Consider the following 18,239-nt stretch of genomic DNA (forward strand, 5'->3'; position numbering starts at 1 on the left):
GGAGGGCACCGAGGGGCGCAACCAGGTAAGGCGACGGGTTTCACGCATGAATATCACGTTTCTTCTAAACGGAGAGACTGTGGAGCTGGCGGATGTCGATCCGACAGCGACTCTGCTGGATTGGCTGCGCGAGGATCGCGGTCTGACCGGCACCAAGGAAGGCTGCAACGAGGGCGATTGTGGTGCCTGTACTGTCATGGTGACGGATGAGGATGGCGCCAAAGCGCTGAACTCCTGCATCCTGTTCCTGCCGCAGTTGCACGGCAAAGCCGTGCGCACAGTGGAAGGCGCCAGCGGTCCGAACGGAGAGGCACATCCGGTCCAACAGGCCATGGTCGACCTTCACGGTTCGCAGTGCGGTTTCTGTACACCCGGCTTTGTCATGTCGATGGTCGCCAGCCACGTCAACGGGGCGACCGATCACGATACTCAGCTTGCCGGAAACCTGTGCCGTTGCACAGGTTACGCGCCGATTATTCGCGCCGCGAAGGCTGCCGAGGAACAGCCGGTTCCGGTTTGGGTCAAGGACAAGCCCGTCACCACAAAGTCGACATCGCGCTTGCTTCCCGGATCTTCCAACGAGTTGGCCGCTGTCTACGCTGAACACCCGAACGCAACTCTGGTCGCCGGTGCTACGGATGTCGGGTTGTGGGTCACCAAACAGTTGCGTGATCTGGACCCGGTGATTTTCCTCAACCGCTGTGATGATCTGAAGGAAATCGAATTTACCGACACGGAAATCCGCTTTGGCGCCATGGTCGACATGAACCGCATGGGCGAAGCTCTGGCCGATTTGCATCCGTCTTACGCCGAGATGATCCGCCGCTATGCCAGCGTTCAGGTCCGCCATGCCGCTACCGTCGGTGGCAACATCGCCAATGGCTCGCCCATCGGGGACAACCCGCCTGCACTGATTGCCCTGGATGCGACCCTGCATCTGCGCAAGGGTGATGAGCGTCGCTCGATCCCGTTGGAGGAGTTCTTCATTGACTATGGCAAGCAAGACCGCGCGCCGGGCGAATTTGTCGAGGCGGTCAGCTTTCGCCTACAAGCGGATCGGCTGAAGGTTTACAAGCTCAGCAAGCGGTTCGATCAGGATATCTCGGCCGTTTGCGGATGTTTCAACGTCACCGTTTCGGAAGGCATGGTTACCGAAGCGCGTATCGCCTTTGGCGGCATGGCCGGTATTCCCAAACGGGCCGCGAGTGTCGAGACCGCACTGGTTGGAAAACCATGGACGCGCGAGACCGTTCAGTCCGCTCTGCCGGCATTTGCCGACGACTTTACGCCGATGACGGACATGCGCGCCTCGGCCGACTACCGACTGGAGACCGCCAAGGCGATGCTTGAACGCTACTTCTTCGAGGATCAGGGTGAAGTGATCAACGTGCTGGAGGTGACGGCATGAGCGTGACCAAACCTCTTCCGCACGACGCGGCACCACTGCATGTCTCTGGCACCGCGCGCTATGTCGACGACATTCCAACACCCAAGGGGTCGCTGCACCTGGCATTTGGGCTCAGCCCGATTGCCAAGGGCACGATCACTTCGATGGACCTGTCTGCGGTGAAAGCCGCCGAAGGTGTTGTCATGGTGATGTCTGCCGAAGATTTGCCATTCGCAAATGATGTCTCCCCCTCGATCCACGACGAACCGCTGCTATCTGACGGCACGATCCATTATATCGGTCAACCCGTCTTTCTGGTCATTGCGACAAGCCATCTTGCAGCACGCAAGGCGGCGCGTCTCGGCAAGATTGACTATGCCGAAGAGAAGCCGATCCTGACGGTCGAAGACGCGCTGGCCGCCGACAGCCGCTTCGAAGAAGGCCCGCGCATCTACGCCAAGGGCGACGCGGACGCAGCTATTAAAAATGCGGCACACGTTATCGAAGGCTCGTTCGACCTCGGCGGGCAGGAGCATTTCTACCTTGAAGGTCAGGCCGCGCTGGCCGTGCCCAATGAGGGCGCGGATATGCTTGTACACAGTTCGACCCAGCACCCGACCGAGATCCAGCACAAAGTAGCCGACGCTCTGGGCGTTCCCATGCATGCGGTTCGGGTGGAAACCCGGCGGATGGGAGGCGGCTTTGGCGGCAAGGAAAGCCAGGGCAACGCGCTGGCCGTCGCCTGTGCCATCGCGGCCCGGGCGACCGGCAAGGCCTGCAAGATGCGCTATGACCGGGATGACGACATGATCATCACCGGCAAACGCCACGCCTTCCGGATTGCGTACAGGGCCGGTTTCGATGAGTACGGCCATATTCAGGGCGTTTCGTTCCTGCATCATGCCATTTGCGGCTGGGCACAGGACCTGTCCCTGCCGGTCGCGGATCGCGCAATGCTGCATTCCGACAACGCCTATCTGCTGCCCAATGCGCGGATTGAAAGCCATCGATTGAAGACCAACACCCAATCCGCCACCGCGTACCGTGGGTTCGGTGGCCCGCAGGGGATGGTCGGGATCGAACGCGTGATGGATCACGCCGCGTTTGAGCTGGGGATCGACCCGGTCGAATTGCGTCGTCGGAACTTTTACGACCCCGCACATGCGCCGACCATGGAACCTGAGCATCTGGCGAAGCGCCCGTTGGGTCATGTCGACCCGCACGAGGATCTGACCAGCTTGGGTGCTGTCGAGCAGGTAGAGACTGCTCCACCAGTCCGGCCAGTGCCCGAAGGCGGCAATACAACGCCCTACGGCATGGAAGTCACTGATTTCGAGCTGCATGAGATGACAGAGGCATTGCTGAAATCCAGCGACTATACCGCGCGCAAGGCAGCGATCGAGAAATGGAACGCCGAGAACAGCGTGATCAAGAAAGGCATCGCTTTCTCTCCTGTCAAGTTCGGCATTTCCTTTACGCTGACTCACTTGAACCAGGCCGGCGCGCTGGTGCATGTCTATCAGGACGGCTCGGTCCACCTGAACCACGGCGGCACCGAAATGGGCCAGGGGCTGTTCCAAAAGGTGGCTCAGGTCGCCGCTTCGCGCTTTGGTATCCCACTGGAAATGGTGAAGATCACGGCCACCGACACGGCCAAGGTGCCAAACACATCTGCGACCGCGGCGTCTTCGGGCAGTGATCTGAACGGCATGGCGGTAAAGGCGGCGTGCGACACGATACGCGACCGGATGGCGAATTATCTGGCCGAACGGCATCAGGCCGATCCGTCAACCGTCACGTTTTCCGATGGCAAGGTCTCGGTCGGTGAAGAAAGCTATCCCTTCGCTGAGGCCGCCGCGCTGGTCTATCAGGGCCGTGTCAGCCTGTCAGCGACCGGTTTCTACAAGACTCCCAAGATCGAATGGGATCGGATCAAAGGCCGTGGCCGTCCGTTTTTCTACTTCGCCTATGGTGCAGCAATCACCGAAGTCGCCGTGGACACGCTGACCGGTGAAAACCGCATTCTGCGCGCAGATATTCTGCATGACGCAGGTGCATCGCTGAATCCGGCGCTGGACATCGGACAGGTCGAGGGCGGTTATGTTCAGGGCGCGGGTTGGCTGACAACCGAGGAACTCGTCTGGGATGACAAGGGCAGCCTGCGCACGCACGCCCCTTCGACCTACAAGATCCCGGCCTGTTCCGACCGCCCGGACATCTTCAATGTGGCGCTCTGGGACGGCGAGAATCGCGAGGACACGATCTATCGCTCCAAAGCGGTCGGAGAACCGCCGTTCATGCTGGGCATCTCAGCCTGGCTGGCCTTGTCGAACGCGGTGGCAGCCTGCGGCGAGAGTTACCCCGCACTGGATGCACCGGCCACGGCAGAGGAAGTCTGGCGTGGGGTCCAAAGGATGAAGGGAGGCATCTGATGGGATTTGATCGGGAGGCTTTGAGGGAGGCGGTCAAGACCCACGGGAAAGTGGTCCGGGTGGTCATCGCAGGGATCAAGGGATCGTCACCCCGCGAAGTTGGTGCCGCGATGCTTGTCTGGGAGGACGGGCAATCCGGTACCATCGGCGGTGGAACGCTGGAGTTTCAAGCCGCCGAGGCAGCGAGGACTCAGACCGTGTCATCGCGGATGACGCAGCATGCGCTTGGCCCTGATCTGGGGCAGTGTTGCGGCGGAGCGGTGACGTTGTTCAGCGAACTCTATGACATCGACACCGTTGACCACCTGGACGACACTCTGATCGCCCGCCCGGTTTCCGGCAACGAGATGCCGCTATCCGTCAAGCGCCTGCAGACGCAGGCCCGTGGCCAGGGTGTACATCCGGAACCGCAACTGATCGACGGCTGGATGGTCGAGCCGGTGCACAAACCGGCGCGCGATTTGTGGATCTGGGGGGCTGGCCATGTTGGCCGGGCTCTGGTCGACGTTTTGTCACCGTTGCCCGATCTGGCAATCACCTGGGTCGATACCGGGCCGGAGCGATTTCCTGATTCAGTACCGAGCGGTATTGCAGTCACGCCTGCGGCGAAACCTGCCGAACTTGTGCGCTATGCGCCTCGCGGGGCTGAACACCTTGTACTAACCTATTCGCACAATCTGGATCTGGAGCTGTGCAACAGACTGCTTTTGCATGATTTCCGCTTTGCGGGCCTGATCGGCTCGGCTACCAAATGGGCGCGGTTTCGATCGCGGCTGGCGTCCCTTGGGCATCCGCCCGAGCGGATAGCCCGGATCACTTGCCCGATTGGTGACCCAAAGCTGGGCAAACACCCACAGATGATCGCCGTCGGCGTCGCAGCGCAAATCCTGCGCCCTGCCCGACAGAATGACTTGAAGAAGGACCTGAGCGCGTGACCACTCCATTATTGAGTTTGCAAGGGCTGACCAAAGCCTACCCCGGCGTTGTGGCCAATGATCAGGTGTCCTTTGACATCGGCGAAGGCGAGGTACATGCGCTTTTGGGCGAAAACGGCGCGGGAAAATCCACGCTGGTTAAAATGATCTATGGCCTGGTGAAACCCGACAGTGGCACCATGTTGCTGCGCGGTCAGGTATTCGCGCCTCCGGAACCCCGTGCCGCGCGGGCCGACGGGATTGCGATGGTGTTCCAGCATTTCTCGCTGTTCGACGCGTTGAACGTGGCCGAGAACATCGCATTGGGAATGGAAAACCCGCCGCCGATGGGAGATCTGGCTTCGCGCATTCGGGAAGTGTCCGAGACATACGGGCTGCCGCTGGACCCCTATCGAACGGTCGGCGACCTGTCAGCGGGTGAACGTCAGCGGGTCGAGATCATCCGCTGTCTGCTGCAGGACCCAAAGCTGTTGATCATGGATGAACCGACATCGGTTCTGACGCCGCAAGAGGTCGACATCCTGTTCGAAACGCTGAAAAAGCTGCGCTCGGAAGGGACCTCGATCCTCTATATCTCGCACAAGCTGGAAGAAATCCGCACGCTGTGCGACCACGCGACTATTCTGCGTCTGGGTAAGAACGTGGGCGAATGCGTCCCGCGCGAAACCTCGGCCCGGGATATGGCGGAGATGATGGTCGGTTCGACCCTGCAAACGCCCGAGCGCGCGGGGCGCGATTATGGTGAGGTCGCGCTGGATGTCAGCGGGCTTTCGGTACCATCGCCCTCGGAATTTGGAACCGCCCTGAAAAACGTGCACATGACCGTGCGCAAGGGCGAGGTTTTGGGCATTGGCGGCGTAGCAGGCAACGGACAGGACGAACTGCTGGGCGTATTGTCCGGAGAAATCCTCACGGCGGCCGATGCGATCAAGTTCAACGGCCAGTCAATCGGCAAGCTGGGCCCGACAGCGCGACGCAAGCTTGGCGTTTTGACCGCGCCCGAAGAACGGCTGGGTCATGCCGCTGCGCCGGACATGAGTCTGACCGAAAATGCCTTGTTGACCGGCTCGGTTCGCGAAAACCTGGAAAGCAACGGGTTCCTGAAGTGGAGCGAAACGCAAGGCTTTGCCGAAAAGATCATCAAGGCCTTTGACGTCCGCACACCGGGTCCTGAAAACGCCGCGCGGTCATTGTCGGGCGGGAACCTTCAGAAGTTCGTGATTGGGCGCGAGGTATTGCAAAACCCCGACGTGCTGGTGGTGAACCAGCCGACCTGGGGCGTCGACGCCGCAGCGGCCGCTGCGATCCGTCAGGCGATCCTGGATCTCGCGGCCAAGGGCACGGCCGTCATTTGCATCAGCCAGGACCTGGATGAACTGATGGAAATCTCGGACAGCTTCGCCGCCCTGAACGAAGGTCGGCTAAGCGCGCCGCGCCCGACGACGGGTCTGACCGTGGACGAAATTGGCCTGATGATGGGCGGCGCGCATGGCATGGAGGTGGCGCATGTCTAAACCGTTTGACCGCCTCCGGCGGGAGTATTTGCAAAAAGATGAAGAACTTGGGGGGATGAGCAGGTGATTGTATTGGAGAAACGGCCGCAACCGTCCAAAGCGTGGTCCTATGCGACCCCTTTGGTGGCGGTGCTGGCAACGATGATCTTTGGCGGCCTGTTGTTCGCCATTCTGGGCAAGAACCCGATTGAGGCTATTGGCACCATTTTCTGGGAACCACTGTTCGGAGAGTTCGCGTTTTACTATCGCCCGCAATTGCTGGTGAAAGGCGCACCTCTGGTGTTGATCGCCATCGGCCTTTCACTTGGCTTTCGTGCGGGTATCTGGAATATCGGCGCCGAGGGGCAATACATCATGGGCGCCATTTTCGGCGCGGGCGCAGGTTTGGCCTTCTACCCGTTGGATGCCTTCTATGTCTTTCCGATCATGGTGATCGCAGGCGCGTTTGGCGGCTGGATCTGGGCGATGATCCCGGCCTTTCTGAAGGTGCGCTTTGGCACCAACGAAATCCTCGTCTCGCTGATGCTGGTCTACGTGGCGGAACAGATGTTGGCGTCCGTTTCGCTTGGTTTGCTAAAAAACCCCGAAGGGTTCGGCTTTCCCGGCTCACGCAACCTGCAGTCCTATGACAGCGCGTATAATGCCGAACTGATTGCCGGATCCGGTATGCATTGGGGTGTCGTTACTGCACTGATTGCGGTGATCTTTGCCTACATCCTGCTGAACCGCCATATGCTGGGCTTTCATATCCGCCTGACAGGCGAAGCGCCCCGGGCTGCCAAATTCGCAGGGGTAAATCCGGCGCGGTTGATCCTGTTCTGTCTGGGTCTGTCCGGTGCGCTGGCCGGGCTGGCGGGATTGTTCGAGGTCTCAGGGCCATCGGGCGTGGTCAGTATCGACTTTAACGTCGGATACGGCTTCACCGCTATCATCGTGGCCTTCCTCGGTCGTCTGCACCCTATCGGGATTTTGTTGGCCGGCGGTCTGATGGCCCTGACATACATAGGTGGCGAAATTGCGCAGTCTCAACTGGGCCTGCCCGCCGCTGCCATTCAGGTGTTCCAGGGGATGCTTCTGTTCTTCCTGCTCGCCTTCGATCTTTTGACCAACTACCGCATCCGTGCGGCCCGTAGCGAGGTAGCCTGAGCCATGGACCTTTCCGAAATCAATCCCGTCCTGCTGGTCGCCTCACTGATGGTCGCCGCAACCCCGTTGTTGCTGGCTGCGATCGGAGAGCTTGTGGTCGAAAAAGCAGGCGTTCTGAACCTTGGGGTCGAAGGCATGATGATCGTAGGTGCGATCAGCGGTTTTGCCATCTCGGTCGAAACCGGCTCACCCTGGCTGGGTTTCGTTGCCGCGGCGATTGGCGGTGCCCTGTTGTCCCTACTCTTCGTCGTGCTGACCCAGTTTGCATTGGCCAATCAGGTGGCCAGCGGTCTGGCCCTGACTCTGTTTGGCCTCGGCTTCAGCGCGCTTATGGGGCAAAGCTATGTTGGCGTTAAGCCGCCCGACATGGATGAGATCCACATCCCGCTGATCAGCGACATTCCGGTCATCGGCCCCATTTTGTTCCAGCATGATCCAATCCTGTATGTCGGTATCGCTCTGACCGCCGCTGTCTGGGCTGTCCTGAAATACACACGCGTCGGTCTGATACTGCGTGCGGTGGGTGAAAACCACGATGCAGCACATGCCTTGGGCTACAAGGTCATCAAGATCCGTATTCTGGCGATCCTGTTCGGTGGCGCGTGTGCCGGACTGGGCGGTGCCTACATCAGCCTGATCCGGGTCCCTCAATGGACCGAGGGTATGACTGCCGGTGTCGGCTGGATCGCACTGGCGCTGGTGGTCTTCGCCAGCTGGAAGCCGTGGCGCGCATTGCTGGGGGCGTATTTGTTCGGCGGAATCACAGTGTTGCAGCTTAATCTGCAGGCAGCAGGCGTTGCCATTCCTGTCGAGTATCTGGCAATGTCGCCCTATATCATCACGATCCTAGTGCTTGTGATCCTTTCGGCCGACAAGAGCAGCGCACCTGCCTCACTGGGCCGAACCTTCCATGCTTCGCACTAAGCGGGGCCAACTGAACCAACTTGGGGAGTAACCACATGAAATTCACTACACTACTGACAAGTGCCGCAATGGCACTGGGTCTGTCAACAGGTGCCATGGCCGAAGACAAAACCAAGGTCGGCTTCGTCTATGTCGGACCGGTCGGCGACGGCGGCTGGACTTATGAACACAACAAAGGCCGTCTGGCGGTCGAAGAAGAGTTCGGTGACAAGGTTGAAACCGTTTTCGTGGAATCGGTTCCCGAAGGTCCGGATGCCGAGCGTGTGATGACACAGATGGCGCTGGAGGGCGCTGATCTGATCTTCACCACCTCGTTCGGTTACATGGACCCGACGATCAACGTGGCCAAGAAATTCCCGAACGTGAAGTTCGAGCATGCCACCGGGTATAAAACTGCTCCGAACGTCTCGGTCTATTCGGCACGCTTCTATGAAGGCCGCGCCGTTCAGGGCCACATCGCGGGCAAGATGACCAAGTCGAACATCGTGGGATACATCGGCTCCTACCCGATCCCCGAAGTGATCCGCGGGATCAACTCGGCCTATATTCACGCCAAGAAGGTGAACCCGGATGTCGATTTCAAGATCGTCTGGGCCTACACCTGGTTCGACCCCGCAAAGGAAGCGGACGCTGCCACAGTTCTGATCGAGCAAGGCGCGGACGTGATCCTGCAGCATACGGACTCGACTGCGCCGCAGGCGGCCGCGCAAGAAGCGGGGAACGTGATCACCTTTGGTCAGGCCTCGGACATGAGCGAGTATGCTCCGATGCCCCGTGTTTCGTCGATCATCGATAACTGGGCACCCTACTATATCGCACGCACCAAAGCGGTGATGGACGGTACGTGGGAAACCGTGAATACCTGGGACGGAATTGCCGAAGGTATGGTCGAGATCGGTGAAATCACCGACGCGGTGCCTGCTGACGTCAAAGAAGAGGCACTGGCACTGAAAGCGTCCATCGCGGATGGCAGCTATCACCCATTCACTGGCCCGTTGAAAAAGCAGGACGGCAGCGACTGGCTGGGCGAAGGTGAAACCGCAGATGACGGCACGCTGGCCGGCATGAACTTCTACGTCGAAGGGCTGGAAGGCGAAATTCCACAGTAAACACAGCCACATGAAATCAAGAAGGGCCGGCCGTTGCGCTGGCCTTTTTTGTGCCCGATGGCTTGACGCCTGGTTTTCCGTGGGACCTGATAGGCAAGAGGTCGGTTCGCTAGAAGCGGAGAAACTCAGTGACGCGAAGGCACAGCCGTTGGTGGATTTTGGCCGCAATGGGCGCCATCCTTGGCGTGATCCTGTTGGATGAGACCGTTATCAGCGTCGCCCTGCCTACCATTCAAAACGATCTTGGCTTGTCTCAGCTGGATGCGCATTGGGTCGTGAATGTCTACCTGCTGGTTCTGGCCTGTTTTGCGGCGGCTGCTGGGCGCATCGGAGACATTCTTGGTATTCGATGGCTTTTGAGCGCCGGATTGATGGTTTTTGGACTGGCCTCCGCTTTAGGAGGTTTTGCCCAGAACGGATTTGAATTGCTGCTGGCACGCGCCGTTCAGGGCTTTGGGGCGGCGCTTATTTTTCCGTTGTCCCTTGTGGTCTTGGTGCAGTCTTTCGACGAGGACGAACGCGGCCTGGCACTAGGTCTCTATGGCGGGATCGGCACCATATTCCTGTCGCTGGGTCCGTTGGTCGGTGGGTTGTTGACCGAGTATCTGTCATGGCGTTGGATTTTTTGGGTCAATCCGCCAATTGTCTTGGGCGTCGCGGCAATCGCATGGATCTTCTGGCGCGATCCGTCGCACGCACCCGAAGAAGGGTTTGACTGGAAAGGTCTTGTTCTGCTGGTGCCGGGCATGGCGGCAATTGTGTTCGGGATCATGGAAGGACCTGATCGCGGATGGCTGCAGCCCGATGTTTTGGGCGCGCTGGCGGCAGGGCTGGTTCTGCTTGCCCTGTTTACTCGGGCCGAGACGAGGTCATCCAACCCGCTCATCGCGGTTTCCCTGTTTCAAAACGCCAGTTTCGCGGCCTCGAACATGATCCTTTTCACAGCTCAGTTCGGCAAGATTGTGCTCTTTGTGTTCGGCGCACTCTTCTTTCAGGTCAGGCTCGGCTATTCGCCATTGGCGGCAGGCGCTGCTCTTCTGCCGATTGCCGTTCCGCAGATATTCATCGCTCCTCTGGCAGGAAAGATCGCTGATCTTTTTGGAACGCGCGGCGCATCTCTGACGGGATTAACACTGGGCGTACTGGCGATCCTGATGGTTGCCACCGGGACATGGCAACACTCCACCGCCTTACTTTATGCCGGTTTCGTGCTTTGGGGTGGTTTCGTGCCCTTCCTGTTTGTGCCACCACGGCGCGCCGTCATGTCGGCTGTTCCCAAGGACCTTCACGGTCAGGCCAGCGGTATTTCAATGACTTTTCAGTTGCTGGGAGGAACAGTTGGAATGGCGCTGGGGAGCTCGGTCTACGCGATTACCGGTTCGTTTCCGATGGTGTTCGGCTTTGTCGCAGCATTTGCAGCCTGCGTTCTGGCCTTTTCATATGCTTCACTGGAGGCAAGAAGCAAGCCCGGCCCAGCACCCGGATAAACCGGGTTACTTGGCGCGCGACAGTTCTCTTGACCGGCGATTGCATCAATGCCCGCTCAGAACCAGCGTGTTCACGGGCATCAGGATCAGGCGCAAACGCAATCCAGCGGCATGAACAACTCCAATCGTGTCAACAACATGCAGGAACGCTTTTTCCCAGAAACCCAGATTTTCGTCCTCCAGCTTGGCGTGATTGTCGGTATAGACATTGGCCAGACAGTTGCTGCCCGGTGGGATCCGATCGGCCATTCCTTTGTACAAAGGCTCAAGATAGACCAGAATTGAACCCGGATTGGTGTTGGTCTGGACATCGCGCAATTCGTCCGAAGGGCGAATTTGCCCGGACGGGATCACATCCTGTACCTGAACCACAACGACCGGAATAACCGTGAACGGTTTCGTCATGCACCCAAGTTCGCCAATCATCCCCGGCTTGATGACCTGAGCTGACAGTTGGTTGAACGCCGCCTGAAACCGGTCATGACCGGACGATGATGGCACCAGAATGCCTGCGGGACGCAGCAGCGGGCTGACGTAGTCACCGACCTGCAGCCCGAACTGCTCAACACGGCCCGTCACGCCTGCACTGATCACGGTCTTGTCCAACTCGGTCAGGGCGGCATCAAGCTGTGCGTTGGCGCTGGCGAGTTGGGCGGGGATCAGTTCTTCGATCTGCTGAACCACGGCGGCACGCTGAGATTGTGCCGCGACAACCTGAGCCTCCCGTTCGGCCACCAGATTTTCGAGGCGGTCGATTTCCGCCAGACGAACCGCGCTGGACCCTTCGTCGCGCAGTGTGGTATTCCGCTCCAGATCTTCCAGCGCCTGATCCAGTGCCGCGCGCGCGCCTGCGATACTGGCATCAGCCTCGGCCAGGTCAGTTTGCGCCACCTTCAGCGACGCCTGAACCTGAGCGATTTGCGCATGGGCGGCTTCTACCTGAGCGGTCTGCGTGAAGTCCTCGATGCGAAAGATTGGCTGGCCAGCAGTGACCTGCTGGTTGTTGGTGACGTAGACCTCGGACACGCGCCCGCCCAGTTGCGGCAGGATCGTGACCGTGCGGAAATAGGATGCCGCAGCGCTGCTGGACGGGTGGAAGTAGAACAGAGTCGTAATCACGGTCAGCGCCAGAATCGCGCAGGTTGTCAGGCCCCACCGCAACTCGTACCACATGGTGAACAACGTGATCTCGTGACCGATCCGCTTGCCCTGTACAAAACGGCGGAACAGAAAATCGGGTAGCACGGTCACAAGCGCGCACATCAGTGTTTCCAGCATGTTCTAGTGCTCCTGCGGCGCGGCTGTTTGGGGGCCCGGGTCAGCGGGTGGCTCATCGACCGTCGGCACAGACGCACTTTGCGGCGCTAATGAGCGGATGGCGTCGGCGATGGCCCGCAAAGGCGCTGCAAAGTCAGGAAACTGGAAACCCGCCACCAGAATGGCTGCCACCCAGAACAACCCGTTATGCGTAAACAATGCAAGCAACGCCAATATCCCAACCAACTGGAATTGCGGGTGATTTGACTCATGCGCGATTTTTTCCGGGATCGAGTGCAATGTGAAATACGCAACCCCGATCAAGACGATAACGACAACCGTAAAAACCAGCATGAATGTAAAAAGAAAGTCGCTGCCGTCGGCCTGAACCACATAGGCCGGGATATGTCCTGTGGCCATCGGGTGTGTTTCCGCAGTGTTCACCCTGCCCTCCTGTCACCTGTTTATTCATTGTTTGGATGGGTTGATGCACAATTTCAAGCCTGCTTATAGTCTGCGGGCCGACTGAACGGTGTCACGGAACAGGGCTGAGAAACAATGATTAGTGATACACGCTTGGCCGAATCCTCGCGCCTGATCGAATGGCAATGATCGATTTTCTTGTAATCGGCGGTGGAATTGCAGGCCTCAGCGCCGGCGCGCGCCTGTCATCTTACGGTTCGGTCACCGTGCTCGAAGCCGAAGCCGCCCTTGGCTATCACGCCTCGGGCAGGTCGGCGGCGCTGTTCGAGGAAAGTTATGGTCCGCCCTCTGTTGTTGCCCTGAACAGGGCCGGTGCGGAGTATCTGAAATCTGAAAACGGCGGTTACCTGACCCCGCGTGGGCTGATGCTGGTTGGTGCAAGGGATCAGGCGGAATTGTTTCGCAATGACCTAGCCAGTTTGGGTATGCAAAGCATCTCGGTCGATCAGGCAATAGCGCGCGTGCCCATCCTGAATCCGGTCACGGTCGGGTTCGCCGCTGTAAGTGAAGCCGCGTTCGACATAGACACGGACCGCCTGTTGCAGGACTTTGCCCGAACCATTCGCGCAAACGGAGGGTCGGTCCTGACCCGGCAAAAGGTGTGCGGCATTCGCAAGTCGGGGCACTGGGTTGTGGAAGCAGGCCAAACCTTCGAAGCCCGGACCCTTGTGAACGCGGCCGGTGCCTGGGTGGATGACATCGCCGAAATGGCGGGAATAAGCCCAATCGGGATTTCACCCCGGCGCCGATCCATGGCGCGAATCCCGGCACCCGACGGGCATGATGTGACAGGTTGGCCGATGATATTGGGCGCGGGTGAGGGTTGGTACGCCAAGCCTGATGCAGGAAAGCTGCTGGTGTCCCCTTCCGAAGCCGACGCCACTACGCCTCATGACGCCTTTGCGGACGACATGGTTCTGGCCGAAGGACTGGCACGATATGAAGAAATGGTCACGGTACCTGTGACCCGAGTTGAAACCAACTGGGCCGGGCTGCGCAGTTTTGCACCGGATGGCACTCTGGTCCTTGGCCCGGACCCTTCTGATCCAACATTTATCTGGTCCGCCGGTCAGGGGGGCTACGGATTTCAGACTGCTCCCGCTGCCTCGCAACTGGTGGCGGATCTGGCGGTGGGGCGCAGTCCCGATCTGGATCCGCCGCATGTCGCGGCTTTAAGGCCGGAAAGGTTGAGAATATGACCAATGAGACGCCGCCGAAGGCCAGCGTCGTGGTCCAAAGTGACGGCGACAAGCTTATCGCCCCGGCGGCCAATCGAAATGTCGACGTTTTGTGCGAGCTGATTGAACGCATTGCGCCTGTGCAGGGTCGTGCCCTGGAACTGGCAAGCGGGACCGGGCAGCATGTTATGGCGTTCGCCCGGCGCCGGCCGCGCTTGACCTGGCAACCCACAGAGGTCGAACCCGAACGCCGGGCCAGCATCAACGCTTATACCGTTGACTTGCCAAACGTCACCGACGCTGTGCATCTGGATGCGACCGAGCCCGGTTGGCACAAGTCGTTCGGCGAACAGGATCTGATCGTACTCATCAATCTTTTGCACCTGATCACCTGGCCCAGCGCCAAAACTCTGGTTGCCGAGGTGGCGCTGGCCCTGCGCCCATCGGGCCACCTTGTGCTTTATGGTCCTTTCAAACGTTCAGGTCGCCTGACCAGCGACGGTGACCGCCGGTTCCACGATGCTTTGACCCAACAAAACCCCGAAATCGGCTATAAGGATGACACCCAAATCCTTGCCCTGTTGCATGATTGTGGCCTGGACCTTGTCGAACTCACCGATATGCCTGCCAATAATTTGGCATTCGTCGCAAAAAAACCGGACATCTGATCAAGATCAAAGTCCGGCTACGCCTCATAATACATATGCAGTTTATCATATATTTACTGAGGAAAACACAATGGCCTGGCAGGAAAAACTATCGGACACGCGCAAAGGGCTACGCAATCTCAATGCTGCCATCCCGGATACGGCCCGTGCTTTTGGAGCACTGGGAAAAGCAGTCAAGGAAGGCGGGACACTGGATTACAAGACCAAAGAGTTCATCGCCTTGGGAATGTCGATCGCTGTCCGTTGTGAGCCCTGCATATCGTTGCACACCGAAGCGCTGATCAAGGCTGGTGCGACCCGGGGCGAAGTATCGGACGTTCTGGCCATGGCCATCCAGATGGGTGGCGGACCGTCCATGATGTATGCAGCCAAGGCGCTGGAGTGTTTTGACGAGCTAAGCGGATAAGAAGGCTCTCGTAATATGGATCAATCCATGGCGGCAACAGGTTGCCGCCTTTTTTGCGTCAGCCTACTTAAGAAAGGCCTGGTTTCGGCCCTCTTTCGTGACTTTTTCAGAGAGTTTTGCTAGGGTATCTGAAGGAGTGTAGCCGCAATGAAAGCTATACCAGCTATACTGATATCCTTGCTGCCCACGCAATCTCTGTCTCAGGATGATCCGATCAGGGGTCGATTCCACTGCGACGTACTGGACAACCGATTTGTCCCGTCGGAAACGGACCAATCGAACCCGAAGGTCGAGTTTCCTCGGGGTCATGCGCCCGGCACCACCTTGATTGTTGACTACACGCTTGACCCGGCAAGCGGTCTGACGATCTATCTGGGCGAACCGAACCGAATGAATGTCCTGATCGAGGAACCGTTTCCCGAAAGCAGCTTCAAGGGGATATCCAAGATTACCCATAAGGCGGAATACCGCTCGACCTTCAGCGAGGTTTCTCTTGGCAAGCATTCGGTAAACTACAAAGGCAACGATCAGCTCAACATCAAGAGATCCTGCGGCGCCGCATGGTCCGGCCACTACGTCCAGACCTATGTCAGCGGGCGTTTCACTCAGGTTGTCTCGCTGAATTGTCACCCGTTGGTAAACGCTACCGAAGACTTGCTCGACCGATTGAAACTGTACAACTAGGCCACTCCAATCTCTCGTGACTGGCACTGTTTTCGGCAAACGCAAATTGAAAGGCCCCGGATTTCTCCGGGGCCCTTGCTTGATCAACCGTCCTTGCGGATAGTTTCGTTTTTCGGATCGTAGGGGCTGTCGCAGGTGACGACCGCGTCCCACAGTTTGTCTTGGATTTTGACCTGCAGTTTAGTCCCCTCGACCGCCAACTCGGGCTTTACGTAACCCATGCCGATGGATTTCTCGAACGCCACCGAATAGCCGCCCGAGGTCAGACGACCCACTCGCTCACCTTCCGGTGTGTACAGCGCCTCGCGGCCCCACGGGTCTGCATCGTCCGGGCCGTCGATCAGCAGGGTGCAGCATTTGACGCGCACGCCGGTCTCTTCCAGCTTGGCCTTACCGTAGAAGTCTTTCGACAGGTCGACAAAGCGCGGCAGGTCGGCTTCCAGCGGGGTCGCGTCGCGGCCAAGTTCGGTACCAAACGCGCGATAGGATTTCTCCTGACGCAGCCAGTTCTGGGCGCGCGCACCAACCAGCTTCATTCCATGCTTCTCACCGGCTTTTTCCAGCAGGTCGAACAGGTAATTCTGCATCTCGATCGGGTGGTGCAGTTCCCAGCCCAGCTCACCGGTATAGGCCACACGGATCGCGTTGACCGGGCACATGCCCAGCTCGATCTGACGGGCCGACAGCCAGGGGAAGCGCTTGTTGGACAGCGCGGTTTCCGGATCGGCGTCTTTGATGACTTCTTTCAGAACGTCACGCGATTTGGGTCCGGCGATGGCGAAGACGCCCCACTGAGTGGTTACGTCCTGGATCTCGATGTAACCGAACTCCTCCATCTTGTCCTCGGCCGCCTTGCGCAGGTAGTCGGCGTCATACTCGCTCCAGGCACCGGCGGAGACGATGTAGTAGTTGTTCTCGCCATTGCGGACGATGGTGTATTCGGTGCGGGTGGTGCCGTGCGAGGTTAGCGCGTAGGTCAGGTTGATACGACCGACCTTGGGCAGCTTGTTGCAGGTGAACCAATCCAGGAATTGTGTGGCACCGGGGCCTTTGACGACATGCTTGGTGAAAGCCGATGCGTCGATCAGGCCAACGCCTTCGCGGATCGCCTTGGCTTCTTCGACGGCATATTGCCACCAACCGCCACGGCGGAACGAACGGCTTTCCTTGTCGAAGTTGTCCGACGCGTCCAGCGGGCCGAAGTAGTTCGGGCGTTCCCAACCGTTGACCCAGCCGAACTGAGCGCCACGTGCTTTCTGACGGTCGTATGCCGGAACAGTACGCAGCGGACGGCAGGCTTCACGCTCTTCATCCGGGTGGTGCAGAATGTAGACGTGTTCGTAGCATTCTTCGTTCTTGCGCGCCGCGAACTCGGTGGTCATCCAGTTGGACGAGTAACGCTTGGGGTCCAGCGAAGCCATGTCGATCTCGGCTTCGCCGTCGACCATCATCTGCGCCAGATAATAGCCGGTACCGCCTGCAGCCGTGATGCCGAAGCTAAAACCCTCGGCCAGCCACATGTTGCGCAGGCCCGGAGCCGGACCGACCAGCGGGTTGCCGTCCGGGGTGTAGCAAATCGGGCCGTTGAAATCGTCTTTCAGGCCGGATTCAGCGCAGGACGGAACACGTTCCGCCATCGCCATGTACTGATCGGCAATCCGGTCCAGATCCAGCGGGAACAGGTCAGCGCGGAAGCTGTCCGGCACGCCGTGCTCGAACCGCGCGGGTGCGCCATGTTCGTAGATGCCCAGAATCCAACCGCCGCGTTCCTCGCGCGCATAGGATTCGTTGTCGGCGTCGCGCACGACGGGGTGCTCCGGGTTGCCAGCCTCACGCCATTTGACCAACTCGGGGTCTTTGTCCATGACGATGAAGGTGTGCTCCACCGGGATGGCTGGCATCTTGATGCCCAGCATCTTGGCGGTGCGTTGCGCGTGGTTGCCCGATGCGGTCACGACGTGCTCGGCGGTGATCACGACCTTCTCATCGCTTTCAACAAGGTTACCGCCCTTTTCCACCATCTTGGTGCAGGTGACTTCCCAATGAGTGCCGTTCCAATGGAAGGCATCGGCTTGCATCTTGCGGACGATATCGACGCCGCGCTGACGGGCGCCTTTGGCCATCGCCTGCGTTACGTCGGCAGGGTTAATATAACCGTCCTCGGTGTGGTAGATCGCACCCTTCAGGTCCGAGGTCTCGATCAGCGGCCAGCGCTCTTTTATCTGGTCAGGTGTCAGCCATTCGTAGGCCACGTCACAGGTCTCGGCGGTGGACGCATAGAGCATGTACTCGTCCATACGCTCTTGCGTCTGCGCCATGCGCAGGTTGCCGACAACGGCGAAACCCGCGTTCAGGCCGGTCTCTTCCTCAAGCGTCTTGTAGAAGTCGACCGAGTATTTGTGGATGTGGGTCGTCGCATAGGACATGTTGAACAGCGGCAGCAAGCCCGCCGCGTGCCAGGTCGAGCCTGATGTCAGCTCGTCCCGTTCGATCAGCATCACATCGTCCCAGCCCGCCTTGGCCAGATGATAGGCAATCGAGGTCCCAACGGCGCCACCGCCAACGACCAATGCTTTGACTTGGGTTTTCATAACCGGGCGTCTCCCCTTGAAATCAGTTGACACCATAT

15 protein-coding genes are annotated in these 18,239 nt (G+C 59.0%); 12 read left to right on the plus strand and 3 right to left on the minus strand.

Annotated elements, in window-relative coordinates; genetic code table 11:
* The first annotated feature begins 46 nt into the window (after positions 1-46).
* From xdhA to AC2TDJ_RS17420, 8 genes are all read left to right on the plus strand, one after another.
* Complete coding sequence (gene xdhA, locus AC2TDJ_RS17385; protein WP_480843934.1) at positions 47-1,408, plus strand: xanthine dehydrogenase small subunit; 1,362 nt, start codon at positions 47-49, stop codon at positions 1,406-1,408.
* Positions 1,405-3,819 carry a xanthine dehydrogenase molybdopterin binding subunit gene (gene xdhB, locus AC2TDJ_RS17390; protein WP_480843935.1) on the plus strand — a complete coding sequence of 805 codons (2,415 nt, stop codon included), beginning with the start codon at positions 1,405-1,407 and terminating at the stop codon, positions 3,817-3,819. Before xdhA ends, xdhB begins: the two co-directional genes overlap by 4 nt.
* Positions 3,819-4,754, plus strand: coding sequence for a xanthine dehydrogenase accessory protein XdhC (gene xdhC / locus AC2TDJ_RS17395; RefSeq protein WP_480843936.1), 936 nt, complete (start codon positions 3,819-3,821; stop codon positions 4,752-4,754). The genes xdhB and xdhC overlap by 1 nt, the downstream gene beginning before the upstream one ends.
* Positions 4,751-6,268 carry an ABC transporter ATP-binding protein gene (locus AC2TDJ_RS17400; RefSeq protein WP_480843937.1) on the plus strand — a complete coding sequence of 506 codons (1,518 nt, stop codon included), beginning with the start codon at positions 4,751-4,753 and terminating at the stop codon, positions 6,266-6,268. The genes xdhC and AC2TDJ_RS17400 overlap by 4 nt, the downstream gene beginning before the upstream one ends.
* Positions 6,269-6,331: 63 nt before the next feature.
* On the plus strand, positions 6,332-7,414 hold the full coding sequence (locus tag AC2TDJ_RS17405) for an ABC transporter permease (RefSeq protein ID WP_480843938.1): 1,083 nt from the start codon (positions 6,332-6,334) through the stop codon (positions 7,412-7,414).
* A 3-nt stretch (positions 7,415-7,417) separates the two neighbouring features.
* Positions 7,418-8,338, plus strand: a complete 921-nt coding sequence (locus AC2TDJ_RS17410; RefSeq protein WP_480843939.1) for an ABC transporter permease — start codon at positions 7,418-7,420, stop codon at positions 8,336-8,338.
* 35 nt (positions 8,339-8,373) lie between these two features.
* Positions 8,374-9,447 (plus strand): BMP family ABC transporter substrate-binding protein, encoded by a 1,074-nt coding sequence (locus AC2TDJ_RS17415; protein WP_480843940.1) that lies wholly within the window; start codon positions 8,374-8,376, stop codon positions 9,445-9,447.
* Positions 9,448-9,575: 128 nt separating this feature from the next.
* Positions 9,576-10,934, plus strand: a complete 1,359-nt coding sequence (locus tag AC2TDJ_RS17420; RefSeq protein WP_480843941.1) for an MFS transporter — start codon at positions 9,576-9,578, stop codon at positions 10,932-10,934.
* A gap of 45 nt (positions 10,935-10,979) precedes the next feature.
* Here AC2TDJ_RS17420 and AC2TDJ_RS17425 read toward each other — a convergent pair whose 3' ends face one another.
* Positions 10,980-12,212, minus strand: a complete 1,233-nt coding sequence (locus AC2TDJ_RS17425; protein ID WP_480843942.1) for an HlyD family secretion protein — start codon at positions 12,210-12,212, stop codon at positions 10,980-10,982.
* Between the two features lie 3 nt (positions 12,213-12,215).
* Entirely contained in the window at positions 12,216-12,611 is a 396-nt protein-coding gene (locus AC2TDJ_RS17430) for a hypothetical protein (protein ID WP_480844005.1), read from the minus strand.
* A 188-nt stretch (positions 12,612-12,799) separates the two neighbouring features.
* Here AC2TDJ_RS17430 and AC2TDJ_RS17435 point away from each other — a divergent pair, with 188 nt between their 5' ends.
* The 4 genes from AC2TDJ_RS17435 to AC2TDJ_RS17450 all read left to right on the plus strand — a co-directional run bounded on the left by AC2TDJ_RS17435 (position 12,800) and on the right by AC2TDJ_RS17450 (position 15,610).
* A complete protein-coding gene (locus tag AC2TDJ_RS17435) occupies positions 12,800-13,873 on the plus strand; it encodes an NAD(P)/FAD-dependent oxidoreductase (protein ID WP_480844006.1) in 1,074 nt (357 codons plus the stop codon).
* The gene (locus tag AC2TDJ_RS17440) at positions 13,870-14,520 is read left to right on the plus strand and encodes a DUF938 domain-containing protein (protein ID WP_480843943.1); all 651 of its coding nucleotides are present in this window, start codon (positions 13,870-13,872) and stop codon (positions 14,518-14,520) included. Before AC2TDJ_RS17435 ends, AC2TDJ_RS17440 begins: the two co-directional genes overlap by 4 nt.
* A gap of 70 nt (positions 14,521-14,590) precedes the next feature.
* Positions 14,591-14,926, plus strand: a complete 336-nt coding sequence (locus AC2TDJ_RS17445; RefSeq protein WP_480843944.1) for a carboxymuconolactone decarboxylase family protein — start codon at positions 14,591-14,593, stop codon at positions 14,924-14,926.
* A 147-nt stretch (positions 14,927-15,073) separates the two neighbouring features.
* A complete protein-coding gene (locus AC2TDJ_RS17450; RefSeq protein ID WP_480843945.1) occupies positions 15,074-15,610 on the plus strand; it encodes a hypothetical protein in 537 nt (178 codons plus the stop codon).
* An 83-nt stretch (positions 15,611-15,693) separates the two neighbouring features.
* Here AC2TDJ_RS17450 and AC2TDJ_RS17455 read toward each other — a convergent pair whose 3' ends face one another.
* Complete coding sequence (locus tag AC2TDJ_RS17455) at positions 15,694-18,201, minus strand: GcvT family protein (protein ID WP_480843946.1); 2,508 nt, start codon at positions 18,199-18,201, stop codon at positions 15,694-15,696.
* Positions 18,202-18,239: the final 38 nt, after the last annotated feature.

The organism is Ruegeria sp. HKCCD6647-2 (assembly GCF_057221075.1).